Source organism: Pedococcus ginsenosidimutans (assembly GCF_039544395.1).
Classification (GTDB): domain Bacteria; phylum Actinomycetota; class Actinomycetes; order Actinomycetales; family Dermatophilaceae; genus Pedococcus; species Pedococcus ginsenosidimutans.
In genome coordinates, this window is sequence record NZ_BAABLO010000005.1 from 193358 (window position 1) to 212328 (window position 18971).

Below are 18971 nucleotides of genomic sequence, written 5' to 3' on the forward strand. Positions count from 1 at the left end.
GCTGATGGTCCACTCTGGGCTGAGTCGACACAGTCGACCCGCGTGCCGTGTTGCAGGTTCCCCCGCCAGGCGACCGCACGTCGGCTGCGCGGCGTCCCCAGGGAGAAAGTCCCCCCCTGCCTCCCGGGGACGCCGCGCACTCATCTGCGGTCCGGTTCCCTACGCTGGGCACGTGAAGGTTCTCGTCGTCGGATCCGGTGCCCGCGAGCACGCCATCGTCCGAGCCCTGGGCGCAGACCCGGCCGTGGACGCCGTGGTCGTCGCCCCCGGGAACCCCGGTATGGATGTCGTGGCCCTGTGCGAGCCCCTCCCGGGTGGGTTGCTCGACGGCGACGGGGTGGTGGACCTCGCGCGTCGCCATGGTGTCGACCTCGTCGTCATCGGCCCCGAGGCGCCACTGGTGGCGGGCGTCGCCGACGTGGTCCGCGAGGCGGGGTATGCCGTCTTCGGGCCGTCCGCCGAGGCGGCCCGGCTCGAGGGGAGCAAGGCGTTCGCCAAGGAGGTCATGGCCGCGGCCGACGTGCCGACCGCCATGGCCCGGGTGTGCAGCACCGCCGACGAGGTGGCCGACGCGCTCGACGCGATCGGTGCCCCCCACGTGGTCAAGGACGACGGCCTCGCCGCGGGCAAGGGCGTGGTCGTGACGAACGACCTCGACGAGGCGATGGCGCACGCGCGCGAGTGCCTCGCCAAGGACGGCGGCCGGGTCGTCGTCGAGGAGTTCCTCGACGGGCCGGAGGTGTCGCTGTTCGTGCTCTGCGACGGCGAGACGGTCGTGCCGCTGGCGCCGGCGCAGGACTTCAAGCGGGTGTTCGACGGCGACCGCGGCCCCAACACCGGTGGCATGGGCGCCTACTCGCCGCTCGACTGGGCACCGGCCTCCATGGTCGACGAGCTCGTCACCCGGGTGGCGCAGCCGACGGTCGACGAGATGCGCCGGCGCGGGACGCCGTTCTCCGGGGTGCTGTTCATCGGGCTCGCCCTCACCGCCCGGGGGCCGCGCGTCATCGAGTTCAACGCCCGGTTCGGGGACCCCGAGACCCAGGTCGTCCTCGCCCGCCTGCAGACCCCGCTGGGCGGGCTGCTCATGGCCGCGGCCACCGGTCACCTCGCCGAAGTGGGCGCGCTGCACTGGTCGGAGCAGCACGCCGTGACCGTGGTCGTGGCCTCACACAACTACCCCGGCACGCCGCGTACCGGCGACCCGGTCTCCGGCATCGAGGAGGCGACGGACGTGCCCACCGCCTACGTCCTGCACGCCGGTACGGCGCGCGCCGACGACGGGACGCTGGTCTCCGCCGGCGGCCGCGTGCTGTCGGTGGTGGCCCTCGGCGACAGCCTCACCCAGGCCCGCGAGCGGGCGTACTCCGCGGTGGGCGCCATCGAGCTCGAGGGCTCGCACCACCGCACCGACATCGCCCTGGCCGCCGAGCGCGACGAGCTCCACGTGGGCTGAGCCCGCGGCCTCGTCCCCCTCAGCAGGGCACGCCGGTGGTCAGCCGGCTCGGCGGGAGGCGACCCAACCCAGGGCCCCGGTCGCGGCGCTCGCCACCATGACGCCGGCGAAGAGCCAGCCGGGCAGTGCCGGGGCCTGCCAGGCGATGAGCGCTCCTGCAGCCGCCAGCGCGACGGCCTGGGCCACCGACGCCGTCAGGCTCGAGGCCGCGGTGATGCGCCCCTGGTCGGCCACCGGGGCGAAGAGCAGCAGCTGGGTGGACAGCGTGGGGGACACGATGCCCATGCCGACACCGGCCACGCCCCACAGGACCAGGCCCGCGACCACCCCGAGAGCGTCGACGCTGGCCAGGGTCGGTCCGAGGAGGCCCACCGTGATGAGGGCGAAGCCCACCTGAAGGCGACGGACCGCCCCGACCCGGCGCTGGACGACGTCCAGGCCGTGCACCTGCGAGCCAGCGGCCCAGCAGAGCCCGGTCACGGTCAGGCTGGTGCCCGCTGCAGCCGGTCCGAGGTGGTGCACCGTCGTCAGCATGAGCGGCAGCAGGCTCGCTGCCGTGCCGAATGCGGCGGCCACGAGACCGCGCAGGGCCACGAGGGCGGGTATGCCGCGAGCCAGCCGCAGCGTGCCCTCCGGCAGGACCGTGCGGAGGGCCGGCGCGGTGCAGGCGAGGCCGGCGACGACGAGGGCGAGCCCGAGCAGGCGGGTGCTGCCGGTGCGCCCGAGCAGCGAGCCCCCCGCGGTCAGCGCGCCGAGGCCGAGCGCGGCGAGCCCCGCGGCGCGTACGGCCCGGTGCTCCCGGGGCGTCCACCGGGTGGGTGCGTCGGCCCGGCCCGCCGCGGCCCGCATCGAGGGCCGCAGCAGCAGCCACGCCGGCAGCAGCAGGGCGATGCCCACCGCGAACACGGCCCGCCACGACAGGGTCTCCGCGAGTGCCCCTGCGACGGGTGGTCCCACCAGCGACGGGAAGACCCAGGCGGCGGCGAAGGCGGCGAACACCTTGGCCCGCAACGCCTCCGGGAGGGCGCGTGCGAGCAGCACGGTCAGCGAGACGTCCATGAAGGCCTCCGCGACGCCCGAACCGAACCGGCCGAGCGTGAGCACCGCCATGGTCGGCGCCGTGGCCATGGCGAGCTGGGAGGCGACGAACACCAGCATCCCGGCCTGCAGCGGGCGCACGGGCCCGCGGTGGTCGGCCCAGGCCCCGGCGACGACGGTGGCCAGCACGAACGACACGAGCGGTGCGGCGCTGGCCGCGCCGAACAGCCAGAGGGCGTCGAGCTCCCGGGCCGCGGTGGGCAGGACCGTCGTCGTGGCGCGGTTCTCGAACGCCCCCAGCGTCACGAGCGCGACGGCGCCGACCGCGAAGGGCAGGTGGTCGCGGGTGAACAGGCTCAGGGGCCTTGCATCAGGACGGCGGTGCGCCGTGGCAGTGGGCATGGTCGCCATCCTCGAAGTTCAAGTGGACTTGAAGTCAAGCCGCGGGTCGGACCAGCGCACCCTCGGGCGCGGGCGGCTGGGAGGATGTCGGCCATGACGTCCTCCCAGCCGCTCGCGCTCCCCGGCTACGCCCACGTCTACTCGGGCAAGGTCCGCGACCTCTACGCCCCCCTCGACGACTCCGGCGCCCCGCGCGCCGACCAGCTCCTGCTCGTCGCCAGCGACCGCATGTCGGCCTACGACTTCGTGCTCGACACCCCGATCCCCGACAAGGGCAAGGTGCTGACCCAGCTGTCGCTGTGGTGGTTCGAGCGGCTCACCGACCTCGTGCCCAACCACGTCGTGTCGACCGACGTCCCTGCCGCGGTCGAGGGCCGGGCCGTCCTCGTGCGGCGCCTGGAGATGCTGCCCGTGGAGTGTGTCGCTCGCGCCTACCTCACCGGCGGTGGGCTCGTGGAGTACCGCGCCGACGGCCACGTCTCCGGCGTGGCCCTCCCCGAGGGGCTCCTCGACGGGTCGCGCCTGCCCGAGCCGGTGTTCACCCCGTCCACCAAGGCACCCGTGGGCGAGCACGACCAGCCCATGCCGTACGCCGACGTGGAGGCGGCGGTGGGTGCCTCGCTGGCCGACCGGGTCCGGGGCCTCACCACCGCCATCCTCGCGCGCGGCAACGAGATCGCTGCCGAGCGCGGGATCCTCATCGCGGACACCAAGGTCGAGTTCGGCCTCGACGGCGACGACGTGGTGCTCGCGGACGAGGTGCTGACCCCGGACTCGTCGCGGTTCTGGCCGGCCGACCTGTGGGAGCCCGGCCACGCCCAGCCGTCCTACGACAAGCAGTACGTGCGCGACTGGCTGACCTCCCCGGCGAGCGGCTGGGACCGGTCCTCGGGGGAGGCCCCGCCGGACCTGCCCGCGGACGTCGTCGAGCAGACCCGCGCGAAGTACGTCGAGGCCTACGAGCGGCTCACCGGGCGCACCTTTTCCTGACCCCTCGCGGGCTCCAGCTCCCACCACCTCCTGCCAACTCCCGGCACCTTCTCCTGACCGGCGGCCGGGCGTAGCCTGCGGACGTGGAGGACCTGGAGGACCACCCAGCCCTCGCGGTCGCCAGCTCGGCTGCCCGCGCCCACCTCGACGGACTGCGTGACCGCCGGGTCGGACCGACCGCTCCCGCCGCACGCCTCGACGGCTTCTCCGGTCCGCTCCCGGCCGACGGGAGCGCCCCCGAGGACGTCGTGGCACGGCTCGTGGCGGCGGCCGGCCCGGGACTGGTCGCCTCGAGCGGGCCGCGCTACTTCGGGTACGTCGTGGGCGGCACCCTCGAGGCCGCGATGGCCGCGGACTGGCTCGCGTCGGCTTGGGACCAGGTGGCCGGGCTCGAGGTGATGTCACCGGCCGCGGCAGCAGCCGAGGAGGCCGCCGGGCCTTGGCTGCTGGAGCTGCTGGGCCTGCCCGAGGGCTCGTCCTACGGCTTCCCCACGGGTGCGCAGATGGCCAACTTCACCGCGCTCGCCACCGCCCGCCACGCGGTCCTCGCGCGATCCGGGTGGGACGTCGAGGCCGACGGCCTGCAGGGCGCGCCCCCGGTCCAGGTGGTCCTCGGTGGCCAGGCCCACGCGACCGTCGCCCAGGCACTGCGGCTGGTGGGGCTCGGGAGCCGGCCCGACGTCGCCGCCAGCGACGACCAGGGACGCATGCTGCCCGGGGAGCTCGAGCGCGTGCTGCGCCGCGACCGCGGGCCGGTCATCGTCTGCGCGCAGGCGGGCAACGTCAACACCGGGGCCTTCGACCCGTTCGCCGAGATCGCGGACCTCTGCTCCGCAGCGGGGGCCTGGCTGCACGTGGACGGCGCGTTCGGTCTGTGGGCCGGGGCCAGCGACCGGCTGCGGCCCCTCGTCGAGGGCGTCGACCGGGCCGACTCGTGGGCCACCGACTGCCACAAGTGGCTCAACGTCCCCTACGACGGGGCCTTCGTGGCCACCCGCGACCCGGACTCCCACGTCGCCGCGATGTCCTGGGAGGCGCCGTACGTCGTGCCGGGCGCGGGGCGCGACCCCTACAGATACGTGCCGGAGGCCTCGCGCAGGGCCCGCGGGTTCGCGGTCTGGGCGGCGCTCGTCCAGCTCGGCCGCCGCGGTGTGGCCGACCTCGTCGACCGGTCGTGCGGGCACGCGCTGCGCTTCGCGACGAGCCTCGCCGACGCCGACCCCGGCGTCGAGGTGCTCAACGACGTCGTGCTCAACCAGGTGCTCGTCCGCTTCGACGGCTCCGACGACGTGACCCGCGCCGTGGTCGCCGGCGTCCAGGACGCGGGCGAGGCATGGCTCGGCGGCAGCACCTGGGACGGCAGGGCGGTCATGCGGATCTCGGTCTCGGGGTGGATGACCACGGCCGAGGACGTCGACCGCACCGTCGCCTCCGTCCTCGCTGCGCTCGCGGCCGCCCGCGGCTGACCGGCACCTGACGGATGCCGGGCCGGTCGCCAGAACCCAACCGGCCGTCGGGCCGATCGTCGGTGTGCGCCTCGGGCCGCGACACGTCGTCAGGACGACGGGGTCAGCAGCGCCAGCGGCATCTTCCGCGTCGTCTTCGTCTCGTACCTGCCGAACGGCGGGCACCGGACGAGCACGACGTCCGTCCAGGCGGCGTCGCGCTCGGCGCCGACGAGCTCGCGGACGGTGACCTGCCGCACCTGCCGCCCGACCTGGACCTGCGCAAAGCCGGCGGCGCGCAGGTTCTTGAACCACTGCGGGTCCTGGGGCAGGCCGCCTGCCGACCCGACGACGAGGTAGCCACCCTCGTGCTCGAAGTACCCGACGGCCGTGGTGTGCGGCTGGCCGGTCTTGCCTCCTGCCACGGTGAGCAGGAGCACCGGAACCCCTCCCGCCGCCCGCCCGCCGACACGTCCGCCCGACACCTTGTAGACGGCCACGGCGAGCTTCGACGCCGTACGCATCAGGGTCCTGGCCACGGGGTTCATGGTGCCTCCTGCTCTCCCTGCCGGACGCTCCTCCCCGCCGGGTGCGGTGTCAATCACCGCCCGCCGCGACCGCGCGGGCGGCTGCGGTGACCGGGCGCGCAGCCGCACCGCCCAGCCCGGATAGACTGCCGACGCCTTCACCCCGCGCCATCCCCCGCGCTGGACCCCGCATCAACCCAGGAGACACCCGAATGGGCCACGTCGTCATTGACGTCATGCTGAAGCCAGAGATCCTCGACCCCCAGGGGCAGGCCGTGAACGGGGCGCTCCCCCGGCTCGGCTTCGAGCAGTTCACCGACGTGAGGCAGGGCAAGCGCTTCGTCCTCACCGTGGACGGCGAGGTCACCGACGAGGTGCTCGCCGCGGCGCGGGAGGCGGCCGAGAAGCTGCTCTCCAACCCGGTGATCGAGGACGTCGTCAGCGTCCGCAGTGCCGAGGACCCCGACCAGTGAAGGTCGGGGTCGTCACGTTTCCGGGCTCGCTCGACGACCGTGACGCCGCCCGTGCGGTCCGGGCCGTCGGTGGCGAGGCCGTCAGCCTGTGGCACGGCGACGCCGACCTCAAGGGCGTCGACGCGGTCATCCTCCCGGGTGGGTTCTCGTACGGCGACTACCTGCGCTGCGGGGCCATCGCCCGGTTCGCGCCGGTCATGGACGCCCTCGTCCCCGCCGCCCAGGGCGGCCTGCCGGTCCTCGGCATCTGCAACGGGTTCCAGGTGCTCTGCGAGAGCCACCTGCTGCCGGGTGCATTGATCCGCAACGACCACCGCAAGTTCAACTGCGTCGACCAGCGGCTCGTCGTCGAGAACGCCTCCACCGCCTGGACGTCGGACTTCGCGGCCGGCCAGGAGATCGAGATCGTCCTCAAGAACGGCGAGGGCGGCTTCGTCGCCGACGAGCGAACCCTCGACGAGCTCGAGGGCGAGGGCCGCGTGGTGTTCCGGTACGCCGGCGACAACCCCAACGGCTCGTACCGCGCCATCGCGGGCATCACCAACGACCGCGGCAACATCGTGGGCCTCATGCCCCACCCCGAGCACTGCGTCGAGGAGGGCTACGGCCCCTCGACCGATGGTCTCCCCTTCTTCACTTCTGTTCTGCGACAGGTGGTTTCAGCATGACGGCCCAGGTCGACCGTCCGACCCTCGACACGGTCTCGCACGCCGCGGACACCCCCGACACCGAGCAGCCGTGGGCCGAGCTCGGCCTCAAGCCCGACGAGTACGCCGAGATCCGCGAGATCGTCGGTCGCCGTCCCACGAGCGCCGAGCTCGCGATGTACTCCGTGATGTGGAGCGAGCACTGCTCGTACAAGTCGTCCAAGGTGCACTTCTCCCTCTGGGGCGAGAACACCACCGACGAGATGCGCGAGAAGCTCCTCGTGGGGATCGGCGAGAACGCCGGTGTCGTCGACATCGGTGACGGCTGGGCGGTGACCTTCAAGGTCGAGTCCCACAACCACCCGTCCTACGTCGAGCCGTACCAGGGTGCGGCCACGGGCGTCGGCGGCATCATCCGCGACATCATGTCGATGGGTGCCCGCCCGATCGCCGTGATGGACCCGCTGCGGTTCGGCAACCTCCACCACCCCGACACCCAGCGCGTGCTGCCCGGCGTCGTCGCCGGCGTGGGTGGCTACGGCAACTGCATCGGCTTGCCCAACATCGGCGGCGAGGTCGTCTTCGACGACTGCTACCAGGGCAACCCACTCGTCAACGCCCTGTGCGTCGGCGCCATGCGCGTCGAGGACATCCACCTCGCCAAGGCGTCCGGCGTCGGCAACAAGGTCGTCCTCTTCGGCGCCAGGACCGGTGGCGACGGCATCGGCGGCGTCTCGGTCCTCGCGTCGGAGACCTTCGACGAGGGTGGGCCGACCAAGCGCCCCGCGGTCCAGGTCGGCGACCCGTTCGCGGAGAAGGTGCTCATCGAGTGCTGCCTGGACCTGTATGCCGCACACGTCGTGGACGGCATCCAGGACCTCGGCGGTGCGGGCTTGTCCTGTGCCACGAGCGAGCTGGCGTCCAACGGCGACGGCGGCATGCAGATCGAGCTCGACCGCGTGCCGCTGCGCGACGCCTCGCTGCGACCTGAGGAGATCCTCATGTCGGAGAGCCAGGAGCGCATGATGGCGGTCGTCGAGCCCGGCAAGCTCGACGAGTTCATGGCCATCACCGACCGCTGGGACGTCGAGGCCACGGTCCTCGGCGAGGTCACCGACGGCGACCACCTCGTCATCACCTGGCACGGCGAGGTCATCGTCGACGTGCCGCCGCGCTCGGTCGCCCACGAGGGCCCGACCTACCACCGCCCGCTGGCCCGCCCCGCCTACCTCGACCAGCTCCAGGCCAACGGCACCGGCACCCTCGCGAAGCCGGTCGACGGCGAAGGCCTCAAGGCCGACCTGCTCACCCTGCTCGCCTCGCCCAACCTGTGCGACAAGTCGTGGGTCACCGACCAGTACGACCGCTACGTCCTCGGCAACACCGCGCTGGCCATGCCCGACGACGCCGGCGTGGTCCGCGTCGACGAGGAGACCGGCCGGGGCGTCGCCATCTCCACCGACTGCAACAGCCGGTTCGCCAAGCTCGACCCCTACACGGGGGCCCAGCTCGCGCTGGCGGAGTCCTATCGCAACGTCGCCACGGCGGGTGCCACCCCGCTCGCCGTCACCGACTGCCTCAACTTCGGCTCCCCGGAGGACCCGGGCGTGATGTGGCAGTTCCGCGAGGCGGTCAAGGGCATCGCCGAGGGGTGCAAGACGCTCGGCATCCCCGTCACCGGCGGCAACGTCAGCTTCTACAACCAGACGGGTGACACGGCGATCCACCCCACCCCGGTCATCGGCGTCCTCGGCGTCATGGACGACGTGGCCCGCCGCACCCCGTCCGGCTGGAAGACGCCGGGCCAGGTCGTCTACCTCCTCGGCACCACGCGTGACGAGCTCGCGGGTGGCGAGTGGGCGCACGTCGTCCACGGCCACCTCGGCGGCCTGCCGCCGCGGGTCGACCTCGCCGCCGAGCAGCTGCTCGGGGAGATCCTCGTCAACGCCAGCCGCGACGGCCTCGTCGACGCCGCCCACGACCTCTCGGACGGTGGCCTCGCGGTCGCCCTCGCCGAGGCGACGATGCGCTACGGCGTGGGGGCGCGGATCTGGCTCGACGAGGTGTGCGAGCGCGACGGCATCGACGCCTTCACCGCGCTGTACAGCGAGTCCACGGCCCGCGTCGTGGTCAGCGTCCCGCGCTCGGAGGAGGTGCGGTTCACCGACATGTGCACCGCGCGCGGCCAGGTGCACGCACGCATCGGGGTGGTCGACGACCAGACCGACGGCATCGACGTCCAGGGCCACTTCTCGGTGGGTCTCGCCGCGCTTCGCGACGCGCACACCCGTACGCTGCCGGAGGTCTTCGGCCGCTAGGACGGCCGGGACCGGGGGGCGACCAGACCGGAAACGCGACCGAGGAGTTTCGTGAGCTCAGGGCAGGACCTCGCACGACGCGAGGCGATCGACGAGTACGAGGTCGTGGGAAGGCGACCGGAGCCGGAGCTGCAGCGGCTGGTGGAGCTCGCCGCGGCGGTGTGCGACGTGCCGACGGCAGTCATCAACATCATCGACGACCGGCACCAGCACCAGGTCGCGGCCGTGGGCCTCGCGGCCAGCGTCTGCGCCCGCGAGGACTCGATGTGCGCCAGGGTCCTCGCCGACCCCCACCCCGTCGCGGTGCCCGACGCGCGCCTCGACGAGCGGTTCGCCACCAACCCGTTCGTCACGGGCGACATCGCCAACGTGCGGTTCTACGCGTCCAGCCCCCTGGTGACGCCCACCGGCACGCCGATCGGCACCCTGTGCGTGTTCGACGACGTCCCCCGCGGCCTGTCCGCCCCGGCGACGCGTGCCCTCGACGTCCTGGCCGAGCAGGTCGTCGACGTGTTGGAGCTTCGACGGGTGTCCCGGGAGCTCGCCCGGTCCAACGAGCAGCTGACGCACTTCGCCGGGCAGGTGAGCCACGACCTGCGCAACCCGCTCGCCGCACTCGTCGGGTTCCTCGAGATCGCAGCCGACAGCCCGGGCATGGCCGAGATGCCCGCCACCGCCGAGGCCCTGGCACGTGCCGAGTCCTCGGCGGCGCGGATGACGGCCATGATCGGCGACCTGCTGGCCTTCGCCCGGATCGGCGGGGGAGTGGGCACGGGCCCGGTCGACCTGCAGCGCGAGGCCAAGGCGGTCCTGGAGGACCTCTCCTCGGAGGTCGACGACCGTGGCGCCGACGTCGAGGTGGGGACGCTGCCCACGGTCACGGGCGACGCGACGCTGCTGCGCGCCCTGTTGCAGAACCTCCTGGCCAACGCGGTGAAGTTCAGCGCGGCCGGGGGTCAGCGTCCTGTCGTCCGCGTGGCGGCCGAGGCCGTGGCCGGCGGGTGGCGGCTGACGGTCGAGGACAACGGCCCCGGGGTGCCCGCGGCCGACCGCGAGCGCGTCTTCGAGCTGCTGGCGCGCGGCGACGAGCAGCAGTCGGTGGAGGGCCTCGGCATCGGGCTGAGCACCTGCCGCAGGATCGTGCAGTCCCACGGCGGCCGCATCGGCATCACGGACTCCGAGCTCGGCGGGGCCTGCGTGTGGGTGTCGCTGCCCCGGCCAGAGGACGGCTGACCGCCCCGTCACGGCCCGGCGGTCCCTGACGTCCGAGCGGTCCCCTGACGTCCGAGCGGTCCCCTGACGTGCGAGCGGTCCGGTCGCGCTCCCCCGCCGCGCGGCCGGACCGTTCGTCCCCTTGGTGTCCCCTGCGTCGAAGACTACGACCGGGCGCCGACAGCGTCGATGGGTAGAACTACCCATTGCCGGGTCACCGAACGGGCCCGAGTTCGCCCACGAGTTGCGCCGCGCCGCCACCTACGATGCAGGTATGCCACCGCGTCGCCGAGTCCCCGTCGCCGCCGGACGCTCCGCGGTCGAGCGCTGGCGCAGCGAGGGCGCCGACACCGCGAGGGAGGACGTCGCCACGGCCGTGCGCTACACCCTCGAGGAGCTCGCGACCGTGGCCCCCGGGCGCAGCGTGGAGGTGCGGGTGCCCCCGTACGGCGCGGTGCAGTGCGTGGAGGGGACGACGCACACCCGCGGGACGCCCCCCAACGTCGTCGAGACGGACGCCCAGACGTGGCTCGAGGTGGCCACGGGGCTGGTGAGCTGGCAGTCGGCGTGGGACGCCGGGAGCCTGCGGGTCAGCGGCCACCGGGCCGACCTGGACCAGCACATGCCCCTCGCCTGAGGGCGCATTCGCCTGAGGGCGCTCACTCGCCGGGGAGGCGGACCCCCAGCTGGCGCCGTACCTCGTCCATGGCCGCCATGACCGACACGGTCTCCGACCACGGCATGAGCGGCGACTCGGTCGCGCCGGCAGCGATGCAGCGCGCGGCCTCGGCCGCCTCGAAGTGCAGGCCGTGCTCGCGCTCGGCGGGCTCGAGGACGTCGAGCACCTCGTCGTCGGGCCCGACCAGGCGGAGGGTGGACTGGTCGAAGAACGGTGTCGCGAGCTCGAGCCTCGCGGTGGTCCCCGACACCGACGCCGTCGTCGGCGTGCTCGCGACCATGCTGGCCCCGAGCAGTCCCAGGGCACCCGCGGCGTTGCGGACGACGACGGTCTCCTGGGCGTCGACCCCCTGCGGGGTCAGGGACCCGGTCGCCCTGACGTCGGTGAGGCTGCCCAGGACCATCGAGGCGAAGGAGAGTGGGTAGACGCCGAGGTCGAGGAGGGCGCCACCGGCCAGCGCGGGGTCGGACAGCCGCTGGGGACCGTCGGGGTGGAGCCGCTGGCCGTGGTCGGCGGCGACCATGAGCACCTCACCGAGCAGCCCCTGCTCGAGGCACTGCCGCACGACGTCCACGTGCGGCAGGAAGCGCGTCCACATCGCCTCCATCGCGAAGAGCCCCTGGCTGCCCGCCGTCTCGAACACCGCGCGGGCCTCCGCGGCGTTGCGGGTGAACGCCTTCTCCACGAGCACCGGCTTGCCCGCCTCCAGCGCCAGCTGCGCGTGGGCGGCGTGCTCGCTGTGCGGTGAGGCGACGTAGACGACGTCCACCTCGGGGTCGGCCACGAGCTCCTCGTACGACCCGTACGCCGCCGGCACCCCGAAGTCCCGGGCGAACGACGCGGCGCGGTCGGCACTGCGCGAGGCCACCGCCCGGACCTCCTGGCGCGTCCGTGCCTGCAGGGCCGCGACGAACGCCCGCGCGATGCCACCGGGGGCGATGACGCCCCAGCGCAGGACCGGCGCCTCCATGGGGTCCGGGGTACGGGTCGGCGGCAGGCACACGTGGGCGGAGGACATGGGTCGATCCTGCCGGATCAGCGCACCCGCCACCGGTCCACGGCAGGGGGCTGCGGCGAGGCCTGGGCGTCCTCGTCGCCGAAGGGCCGGGCGGACCCCAGCGCCCGGGCGAGCTGCTCGCCGTGGAGCAGCGTGGCGGAGAAGGCGGTCATCGCGACGCGGCGCGTCATCGCCTCCAGCGGCAGGGGTACGGCGCTCGCGGCCAGGACGGTGTTGCCGAAGCGGCGGCCCTTGCGCACCTCCGAGGTGGCGACGGCGGCGGTGTGCGGCAGCACCTGCGCGACCGAGGCGTGGAGCCGGGCGAGGTGGCGGCGGTTCGGCTCGTCGGCGGTGTTCATGAGCAGGAGGCCGCCGGGGCGCAGCACGCGGCGCACGTCGGTGAACCACTGCGTCGACACGAGCTCGGCGGGCACTCGGCCGTCGGCGTAGGCGTCGACCACCACGAGGTCGGCGCTGGCGTCGGCGAGGGCGGGCAGCCCGGCGCGGCCGTCGACCGGCCGCACCCGGATGCGGTGGCCGCGGGGGAGCGGGAGGTGGTCGCGCACCGCCTGGGTGAGCTCGACGTCCGGCTCCAGGACGACCTGGGGCGAGCCGGGGCGGGTGTGGGCGACGTACCGGGGCAGGGTGAGGCCGGCGCCACCGACGTGGGTGACGACCAGCGGCCCCTGCGGCAGCGCGTCGACCAGCGCGGCGAGGAACTGGACGTACTCGAAGACGAGCAGGCGGGGGTCGTCGAGCTGCACGTGCGACTGGGGGTGCCCGTCCATCATGACGACGGTGCCGCCGCTGCCGTCGTCGACGAGCTCGACGGGCGCCACGGTCAGGGCCGCAGCAGCGACTTGATGGCGCGTCGCTCGTCCATCGCGGCGTAGGCCTCGGCGACCTCGGCCAGCGGCAGCTCGAGGTCGAACACCCGGCCGGGGTCGATGACACCGGCGAGGACGTCGTCGCGCAGGTCGGGCAGGTACTGGCGGGCGGGAGCCATGCCCCCGGCGACGCCGACGTTGCGCACGAACATGTCCCGCACCGGGTACTCGACGCCGTGCGGGGCGCCGACGTAGCCGACCGTCGCACCGGGTCGGGCCGCGGAGATGGCGGTGAGCATCGACTCCTTGGTGCCCACGCACTCGAGCACGGCGTCCGCGCCGACGCCCCCGGTGAGCTCGAGGACGGCCGCGACCGCCTCGTCGCCGCGGACCTCGACCACGTCGGTGGCCCCGAACCCACGGGCCACCGCCTGCCGCGGCTGGTGGCGCGACATGGCGATGATGCGCTCGGCGCCCATGCGGGCCGCCGCGAGGACGCCGCACAGGCCGACCGCGCCGTCGCCGACCACGACCACCGTGTCTCCCTCCGCCACGCGCGCCGCGACCGCGGCGTGCCAGCCCGTGCCCATGACGTCGGACAGGGTGAGCAGCGAGGGGACCATCGAGTCGTCGGGGGCCTCGCGGGTGGAGACCAGGGTCCCGTCGGCGAGCGGCACGCGGACGTACTCGCCCTGCCCGCCGTCCGCCAGGACCCCGTCGGGGTCGGGGCCGCCCCAGAAGCCGCCGTGGTCGCACCGCGACTGGATGCCGACACGGCAGTGGGGGCAGGTGTTGTCGGAGTACATGAACGGCGCGATGACGAAGTCGCCGGGCCGCAGGCTGCGCACCTCGCTGCCGACCTCCTCGACGACGCCGACGAACTCGTGGCCGATGCGTGACGGCTCGCTGACGTCGTTGATGCCCCGGTAGGGCCACAGGTCGCTGCCGCACACGCAGGCGGCGGTGACGCGCACGACGGCGTCGGTGGGCTTGGCGATGGTGGGGTCCGGGACCTCGTCGAGGCGGACGTCTCCGGGGGCGTGCAGGACGGTGGCCTTCATGGTGCCCAGCCTCCCACGGGGTGCCGGCGCGGGTGCCGCCCGGTCGGCCCCGCGGGATACGGTCGCGGCATGCGCGTCGGCATCACCATCCTCCCCGAGCACCGCTGGACCGAGGCCGCCCCGTTGTGGCGCAGGGCGGAGGAGTACGGGTTCGACCACGCCTGGACCTACGACCACCTGGTCTGGGCCGGGCTGCCCGACGCCCCGTGGTTCGGCGCGCTGCCCACGCTGACCGCGGCGGCCACGGTCACCTCGCGGATCCGGCTGGGCACCTTCGTGAGCTCGCCGAACTACCGCCACCCCTACACGTTCCTGCGCGACCTGCTCGCGGTCGACGACGTGTCCGGCGGCCGGCTCGTCGTCGGGCTCGGCACCGGCGGCGACCTCGACTCACGCATCCTCGGCGAGGACCGGCCGCTGAAGGAGCGGGTCGACCGGTTCCACGAGTTCGTCGAGGTGCTCGACCGCCTCCTGCGCGAGGACCACGTGGACCACCGCGGGGAGCACTACACGACCGCCGACGCGAGGACGTTGCCCGGCGCCGTGCAGCAGCCGCGGCTGCCCTTCCTCGTCGCGGCCAACGGCCCCCGGTCGCTGCGGCTGGCCGCGCGGTACGGGCAGGGCTGGGTGACCTACGGCCGCGGCGGCGACACGCTCGAGCAGTGGTGGTCGGGCGTCGAGGCGCTGGGCCGGCTCCTGGACGAGGCGGAGGCCACCGCGGACAGGGACCAGCCGCTCGACCGCTACCTGTCGCTCGACGGCTCGCCGCGCTTCTCGCTCGAGAGCGCCGGGCTCTTCGAGGAGATGGTGGGCCGGGCAGCGCGGCTCGGGTTCACCGACGTCGTCACCCACTGGCCGCGGCCGGACGAGCCGTACGCCGGCTCCGAGGCCGTGCTGGCGCAGGTCGCCGAGAGGCTCGACGACCTGCGCTCGGTCAGCTGAAGGAGAAGAGCGCCAGCGGGGTGCTCGTCGGCTCCGGTGAACCGCCGGCGGGTTCGAGCGTGATGCCCGCCCCCGACGCGGTGGCTGCGTCACCCTCGAGCATGACCGTCAGCGTCGGGGCCGAGCCGTGGGGCATGACGCCGGCGTTGACCATGCCCTTGCCGGGCTGGTCGAACCAGAACTGGTAGTCCTTGCCGGTGGGTGCGGCCGCCATGTTGTCGGCGACCACCACGGCCTTGTGCAGCGAGGCGCTGCGCACGACGGTCACCCTGGCGCCGCCGATGTTCTGGACGACGCGCTGGGCGTCCTTGGCCTCGAGGACCTGCTCCGAGGCGGAGACCGGCGCCTTGCCGGCACCGTCGTCCCAGGGGCTCCACGCGATGCCCCCGGCGATGAGGGCAACGGCGGCTGCTGCACCGACGAGCCACTCGGCCACCGGGCGTCGACGCCGCATCGGGACCACGTTGGCGGGAAGGTCCGCGGCCGGGGCGGTGGGGGTCGGCTCGGCGTCGTCGTCGTCGATGACGACCGGGATGCGTGCTGCGGGGGCGTCGGGGTCCCGGCCGACACCCTGGAGCTGGTGCCCGGCAGCTGCGGGCTGCTCGAGCGGCGGCAGGGGACGGACGGTGCGGATCCCGGCGAGGACCGCGGCCCGCATGGCCGGCGGGGGAGCGGTCTGGCTCACGAGGGACAGCTGGGCACCGGCCTCGACGAGGCTGGCGACCTCGGCGCGGCACTCGGGGCACTCGGCGAGGTGGAGCTCGAATGCGGCGCGCTCCTGCTCGTCGATCGCGTCGACTGCATAGGCGCCGACAAGGCTGTGGACGTCGGCACTCATTGCTGCACCCCCAGGGTGTCTCTCAGGCGGATCAATCCGTCACGTATTCGGGTCTTGGCCGTCCCGAGCGGGACGCCGAGGAGTGAGGCCACCTCGGTGTGGGTGTACCCGCCGAAGTAGGCGAGCTCCACGGCCTTGCGCTGGGTGTCGGTGAGGACGTCCATCGCGTTGCGGACCCGCTGGGCGTCCAAGCGCCGCTCGACGGTCTCGACCGTCTGGTCGTACGAGCGCTCCTGGTGGCGGGATCCGTAGCTGCTGTCGCGGTCGGTCGACGCCTGCGCGGACCGCACCCGGTCGACCGCCTTGCGGTGGGCGATGGTGAGCATCCAGCTCACCGCGCTGCCCCGCTCGGGGTCGAACCGGGCGCTGGTGCGCCAGATGTCGAGCAGTGCCTCCTGGGCGACCTCCTCGGACTGCGCCGGGTCGCGGACGACCCGGAGCACCAGGCCGTAGACACGGGAGGAGACCGCGTCGTACAGCCGGGCGAAGGCCGACTCGTCGCCGAGGGCGCAGGCCCGCAGGAGCTCGGAGAGGTCCGGCGCCACGGCAGGACCTCCCCATGCCGGGGTGGGGCCGGGGGAAGTCGCTGCCATGGACACCATCATCACCGATCCGGGCTTACTTCGGGAGCAGGACGCCGTCGATGATGTACACCGTGGCGTTGGCGGTCTGGACGTTGCCGCAGATCACGTTGGCCTCACCGACCTTGAAGGACTCCCCGGAGCCGGAGACGGTGATGGTCCCGCCGCCCAGGGTCTTGTGGTCGCCGGCCAGCTTGTCGGGGGTCAGGCGACCCTCGACCACGTGGTTGGTGAGCACCTTGGTCAGCAGGCCCTTGGGGTCCTTCATCGCGGCGTCCATGGTCGCCTTCGGGACCGCCTTGAAGGCGTCGTTGCTCGGCGCGAAGACCGTGATGTCCTTGGCGGAGTTCAGCGTCTCGCCGAGGCCGGCCTCGCCCACGGCGGTGACCAGGGTCGACAGGACCGGGTTGTTGCTCGCGGCGGTGGCGACCGGGTCGGTGGCCATGCCGGAGAAGGAGCCCTTCCCGTCGGCGGGAACCGCGGAGCAGCCCGCCCCGAACGGCTTGGCCATCATGTCGTCAGACGAGGACGACGAGGAGGAGCTCGAGCTGCTGGAGCTCGGCATCGAGGACGACGAGGACGAGGCAGCGGTGTCCGAACCGGAGTTCCCGCAGGCCGCGAGGGAGAGCGGGAGGGCGAGGCTGAGGGCAGCGATGGTGCTGCGGCGAGCGAGTCGCATGATGTGGCTCCTTGCTTGGTGACGTTCTGACACCGGGCATTCGGCCCTGCGGCGAGGTCGGATTGGGTTCTCCCCCAACTATTTTCGAAATCGGTCTCCGCAGGCTCCCGGTGGCGCCATGGGCGCAGGGCTCACCTCCTTGGACGTGACGGAACCCCTGCCTCGACGCACGATGGCAGGGGTTCCGTTGCAGCAGTAGTGGATTCGTCAGGACACGATGACGACGATCGAGTGGTAGCCGGAGGCGCCCCCGGGGAAGGGGTCGGCGCGCTCGGCGGTCTGGACGGTGCCGGTGCCGTCGGTGGCGCGCACGGTGATGTCGTGGCGCCCGCTCTTGGCGTCCCAGGCCCAGTACCACTGCCGCCAGTAGTCGGTCCCACCGTCGGGGCCGAGCGTGGCCTTCTGCCACGGGCCCTTGTCGACCTGCACCTCGACCTCCTCGATGCCGCGGCCCTGCGCCCAGGCGACTCCCCCCACCACGATGGTGCCGGGGGCGTAGGTCGCGAGGCCGCGAGGGGTGTCGATGCGGGCCTGCGTCTTCACCCTCCCGTCCGTCGCCCAGTCGCGCTGCGTCCAGTACGCCTTGTCCTTCGCGTAGGTGGTGGCGGTCAGCTTGGTCAGCCACTTCGTCGCGCCCACGAACCCGTACAGCCCGGGGGTGACGAGCCGGGCTGGGAAGCCGTGGCGGGCAGGCAGCGGCTGGCCGCCCATGGCGACGGCCACCATGGCGTCACGGTCGTCGGTGAGGGCCTCGATGGGGGTCGAGATGGTCATGCCGTCGGTCGACTCGCTGAAGATCTGGTCGACGCCCTGCTTGACGCCCGCGCGCTTCAGCAGGTCGCGCACCAGCACGCCCTGCCAGCGGGTGGAGGAGATGTAGGGACCGCCGACCTCGTTGCTGACGCAGTTGAGGGTGATGTCGCGCTCGACCATGGGCATCTTCACGAGCTCGTCGAAGGTCAGGGAGAACGGCCGCTCCACCTCACCGCCGATCTCGAGCTTCCAGCTGGCGACGTCCACCCGCGGGATGACCAGGGCGGTGTCGACGCGGTAGAAGTCCTTGGGGTCGGTGACGAACTTCGTGATGCCCTTGACCTTGCCGTCGAGCCCGGTCGGCAGCGCCGGCGCCGCGCTGGCGGGGGCGGGCAGGCTCACCGAGGCAGGCAGCGTGGGGGCAGCGGCCAGGCGCTGCCCCAGGGCGCCCACCGCGGCGGCGCCCACGGTCGCCCCGGCGGCGCCGACGAGGAAGGTGCGGCGGCCGGTGGTCGAGGGCACCCCGTCCGCCTGGGCGGAGTGGTCGAGGGGGGACTCGTGGTCGTGCGTCGACGTCGTGGCCGGGGGGTGGCCGGGCAGCAGGCGCAGCAGGCCGTTGAGCACCCCGATGCCGACCACGGCGGCAGCGAAGGCCGGGATGACGTCGGCGGGGGAGGCCGTGGGTCGCAGGATGGCGGCGAGCCCGGCAAGGGCCGCGAGGGCCACCACCAGCACGCCGGCGAGGCCCTGCCGGCGGCGGGCGACGAGGCCGATGGCCATGGCCGCCAGGGCCGTCACCACGGCCACGCTGCTGAGCAGGACCGCCTTGTCGGCCGTCCCGAAGCTCCGGACCGCCCACTCCTTCACCGGGGTGGGCGTGGCGTCGATGACGGTCGACCCGACGGCGAGGACGGGTGAGGACGCGGGGTCGACGAAGGCGGCGACGAGGTGGCCCACCGCCATACCCGTCAGGGCGGCGAGGAGGCCGCACACGGCGTACCCGAGGCGCTGGGTCTTCGTGGTCGGCTGCATGGACGTCATTCGTACTCGCCCCCGCTGTGGATGGGTACGGGTCGGGATGCCCTGCGGCGGCCGGGTAGCGTGGT

General features: G+C 73.5%; 18 protein-coding genes. 9 read left to right on the forward strand and 9 right to left on the reverse strand.

Going from position 1 to position 18971, the window contains the following annotated elements; translation table 11 throughout:
• Positions 1-172: 172 nt before the first annotated feature.
• Entirely contained in the window at positions 173-1456 is a 1284-nt protein-coding gene (gene purD, locus ABEA42_RS09835; protein ID WP_345502894.1) for a phosphoribosylamine--glycine ligase, read from the forward strand.
• Between the two features lie 39 nt (positions 1457-1495).
• Here the strand turns inward: purD and ABEA42_RS09840 are convergent, their stop codons facing one another.
• Positions 1496-2896, reverse strand: a complete 1401-nt coding sequence (locus ABEA42_RS09840; RefSeq protein ID WP_345502895.1) for an MFS transporter — start codon at positions 2894-2896, stop codon at positions 1496-1498.
• A 93-nt stretch (positions 2897-2989) separates the two neighbouring features.
• Here ABEA42_RS09840 and ABEA42_RS09845 point away from each other — a divergent pair, with 93 nt between their 5' ends.
• Positions 2990-3886: a phosphoribosylaminoimidazolesuccinocarboxamide synthase gene (locus ABEA42_RS09845; RefSeq protein ID WP_345502897.1), complete on the forward strand. Its 897-nt coding sequence runs from the start codon at positions 2990-2992 to the stop codon at positions 3884-3886.
• Between the two features lie 83 nt (positions 3887-3969).
• A complete protein-coding gene (locus tag ABEA42_RS09850; protein WP_345502899.1) occupies positions 3970-5352 on the forward strand; it encodes a pyridoxal phosphate-dependent decarboxylase family protein in 1383 nt (460 codons plus the stop codon).
• A gap of 89 nt (positions 5353-5441) precedes the next feature.
• Here ABEA42_RS09850 and ABEA42_RS09855 read toward each other — a convergent pair whose 3' ends face one another.
• Positions 5442-5870, reverse strand: coding sequence for a nitroreductase family deazaflavin-dependent oxidoreductase (locus ABEA42_RS09855; RefSeq protein WP_345502901.1), 429 nt, complete (start codon positions 5868-5870; stop codon positions 5442-5444).
• Between the two features lie 200 nt (positions 5871-6070).
• On the opposite strand from ABEA42_RS09855, the gene purS reads away from it, so the two are divergent.
• The 5 genes from purS (at position 6071) to ABEA42_RS09880 (ending at position 11145) form a co-directional block, all read left to right on the forward strand.
• Positions 6071-6331, forward strand: coding sequence for a phosphoribosylformylglycinamidine synthase subunit PurS (purS, locus tag ABEA42_RS09860; RefSeq protein WP_345502903.1), 261 nt, complete (start codon positions 6071-6073; stop codon positions 6329-6331).
• Positions 6328-6999, forward strand: coding sequence for a phosphoribosylformylglycinamidine synthase subunit PurQ (purQ, locus tag ABEA42_RS09865; protein WP_345502905.1), 672 nt, complete (start codon positions 6328-6330; stop codon positions 6997-6999). The genes purS and purQ overlap by 4 nt, the downstream gene beginning before the upstream one ends.
• Complete coding sequence (purL, locus tag ABEA42_RS09870; RefSeq protein WP_345502906.1) at positions 6996-9296, forward strand: phosphoribosylformylglycinamidine synthase subunit PurL; 2301 nt, start codon at positions 6996-6998, stop codon at positions 9294-9296. Before purQ ends, purL begins: the two co-directional genes overlap by 4 nt.
• A 51-nt stretch (positions 9297-9347) precedes the next feature.
• The gene (locus ABEA42_RS09875; RefSeq protein WP_345502907.1) at positions 9348-10529 is read left to right on the forward strand and encodes a sensor histidine kinase; all 1182 of its coding nucleotides are present in this window, start codon (positions 9348-9350) and stop codon (positions 10527-10529) included.
• A 253-nt stretch (positions 10530-10782) separates the two neighbouring features.
• Complete coding sequence (locus tag ABEA42_RS09880) at positions 10783-11145, forward strand: sterol carrier family protein (RefSeq protein WP_345502909.1); 363 nt, start codon at positions 10783-10785, stop codon at positions 11143-11145.
• A 22-nt stretch (positions 11146-11167) separates the two neighbouring features.
• On the opposite strand, the gene ABEA42_RS09885 is transcribed toward ABEA42_RS09880, so the two are convergent.
• The 3 genes from ABEA42_RS09885 to ABEA42_RS09895 are packed head-to-tail and all read right to left on the reverse strand — an operon-like array spanning position 11168 to position 14072.
• Positions 11168-12205 (reverse strand): Gfo/Idh/MocA family protein, encoded by a 1038-nt coding sequence (locus tag ABEA42_RS09885; protein ID WP_345502911.1) that lies wholly within the window; start codon positions 12203-12205, stop codon positions 11168-11170.
• Between the two features lie 17 nt (positions 12206-12222).
• Positions 12223-13023, reverse strand: a complete 801-nt coding sequence (locus ABEA42_RS09890; protein ID WP_345502913.1) for a spermidine synthase — start codon at positions 13021-13023, stop codon at positions 12223-12225.
• A 2-nt stretch (positions 13024-13025) separates the two neighbouring features.
• Entirely contained in the window at positions 13026-14072 is a 1047-nt protein-coding gene (locus ABEA42_RS09895; RefSeq protein ID WP_345502915.1) for a zinc-dependent alcohol dehydrogenase family protein, read from the reverse strand.
• Between the two features lie 69 nt (positions 14073-14141).
• Here ABEA42_RS09895 and ABEA42_RS09900 point away from each other — a divergent pair, with 69 nt between their 5' ends.
• Positions 14142-15014, forward strand: a complete 873-nt coding sequence (locus ABEA42_RS09900) for an LLM class flavin-dependent oxidoreductase (RefSeq protein ID WP_345502916.1) — start codon at positions 14142-14144, stop codon at positions 15012-15014.
• Here the strand turns inward: ABEA42_RS09900 and ABEA42_RS09905 are convergent.
• From ABEA42_RS09905 to ABEA42_RS09920, 4 genes are all read right to left on the reverse strand, one after another.
• Positions 15007-15852: an anti-sigma factor gene (locus tag ABEA42_RS09905; RefSeq protein WP_345502918.1), complete on the reverse strand. Its 846-nt coding sequence runs from the start codon at positions 15850-15852 to the stop codon at positions 15007-15009. The genes ABEA42_RS09900 and ABEA42_RS09905 overlap by 8 nt on opposite strands.
• A complete protein-coding gene (locus ABEA42_RS09910) occupies positions 15849-16445 on the reverse strand; it encodes a sigma-70 family RNA polymerase sigma factor (RefSeq protein WP_345502920.1) in 597 nt (198 codons plus the stop codon). The genes ABEA42_RS09905 and ABEA42_RS09910 overlap by 4 nt, the downstream gene beginning before the upstream one ends.
• Positions 16446-16470: 25 nt before the next feature.
• Positions 16471-17112, reverse strand: coding sequence for a fasciclin domain-containing protein (locus ABEA42_RS09915; protein ID WP_345502922.1), 642 nt, complete (start codon positions 17110-17112; stop codon positions 16471-16473).
• Positions 17113-17319: 207 nt separating this feature from the next.
• A complete protein-coding gene (locus tag ABEA42_RS09920) occupies positions 17320-18897 on the reverse strand; it encodes a molybdopterin-dependent oxidoreductase (RefSeq protein ID WP_345502924.1) in 1578 nt (525 codons plus the stop codon).
• Positions 18898-18971: the final 74 nt, after the last annotated feature.

Bases quoted from the DNA above. Each gene is read 5' to 3' on its own strand.
- ABEA42_RS09840 (WP_345502895.1), bottom strand. From the start codon at position 2,896: ATGCCCACTGCCACGGCGCACCGCCGTCCTGATGCAAGGCCCCTGAGC.
- ABEA42_RS09845 (WP_345502897.1), top strand. From the start codon at position 2,990: ATGACGTCCTCCCAGCCGCTCGCGCTCCCCGGCTACGCCCACGTCTAC.
- purS (WP_345502903.1), top strand. From the start codon at position 6,071: ATGGGCCACGTCGTCATTGACGTCATGCTGAAGCCAGAGATCCTCGAC.
- purL (WP_345502906.1), top strand. From the start codon at position 6,996: ATGACGGCCCAGGTCGACCGTCCGACCCTCGACACGGTCTCGCACGCC.
- ABEA42_RS09880 (WP_345502909.1), top strand. From the start codon at position 10,783: ATGCCACCGCGTCGCCGAGTCCCCGTCGCCGCCGGACGCTCCGCGGTC.
- ABEA42_RS09885 (WP_345502911.1), bottom strand. From the start codon at position 12,205: ATGTCCTCCGCCCACGTGTGCCTGCCGCCGACCCGTACCCCGGACCCC.
- ABEA42_RS09895 (WP_345502915.1), bottom strand. From the start codon at position 14,072: ATGAAGGCCACCGTCCTGCACGCCCCCGGAGACGTCCGCCTCGACGAG.
- ABEA42_RS09900 (WP_345502916.1), top strand. From the start codon at position 14,142: ATGCGCGTCGGCATCACCATCCTCCCCGAGCACCGCTGGACCGAGGCC.
- ABEA42_RS09905 (WP_345502918.1), bottom strand. From the start codon at position 15,852: ATGAGTGCCGACGTCCACAGCCTTGTCGGCGCCTATGCAGTCGACGCG.
- ABEA42_RS09910 (WP_345502920.1), bottom strand. From the start codon at position 16,445: ATGGCAGCGACTTCCCCCGGCCCCACCCCGGCATGGGGAGGTCCTGCC.
- ABEA42_RS09915 (WP_345502922.1), bottom strand. From the start codon at position 17,112: ATGCGACTCGCTCGCCGCAGCACCATCGCTGCCCTCAGCCTCGCCCTC.
- ABEA42_RS09920 (WP_345502924.1), bottom strand. From the start codon at position 18,897: ATGCAGCCGACCACGAAGACCCAGCGCCTCGGGTACGCCGTGTGCGGC.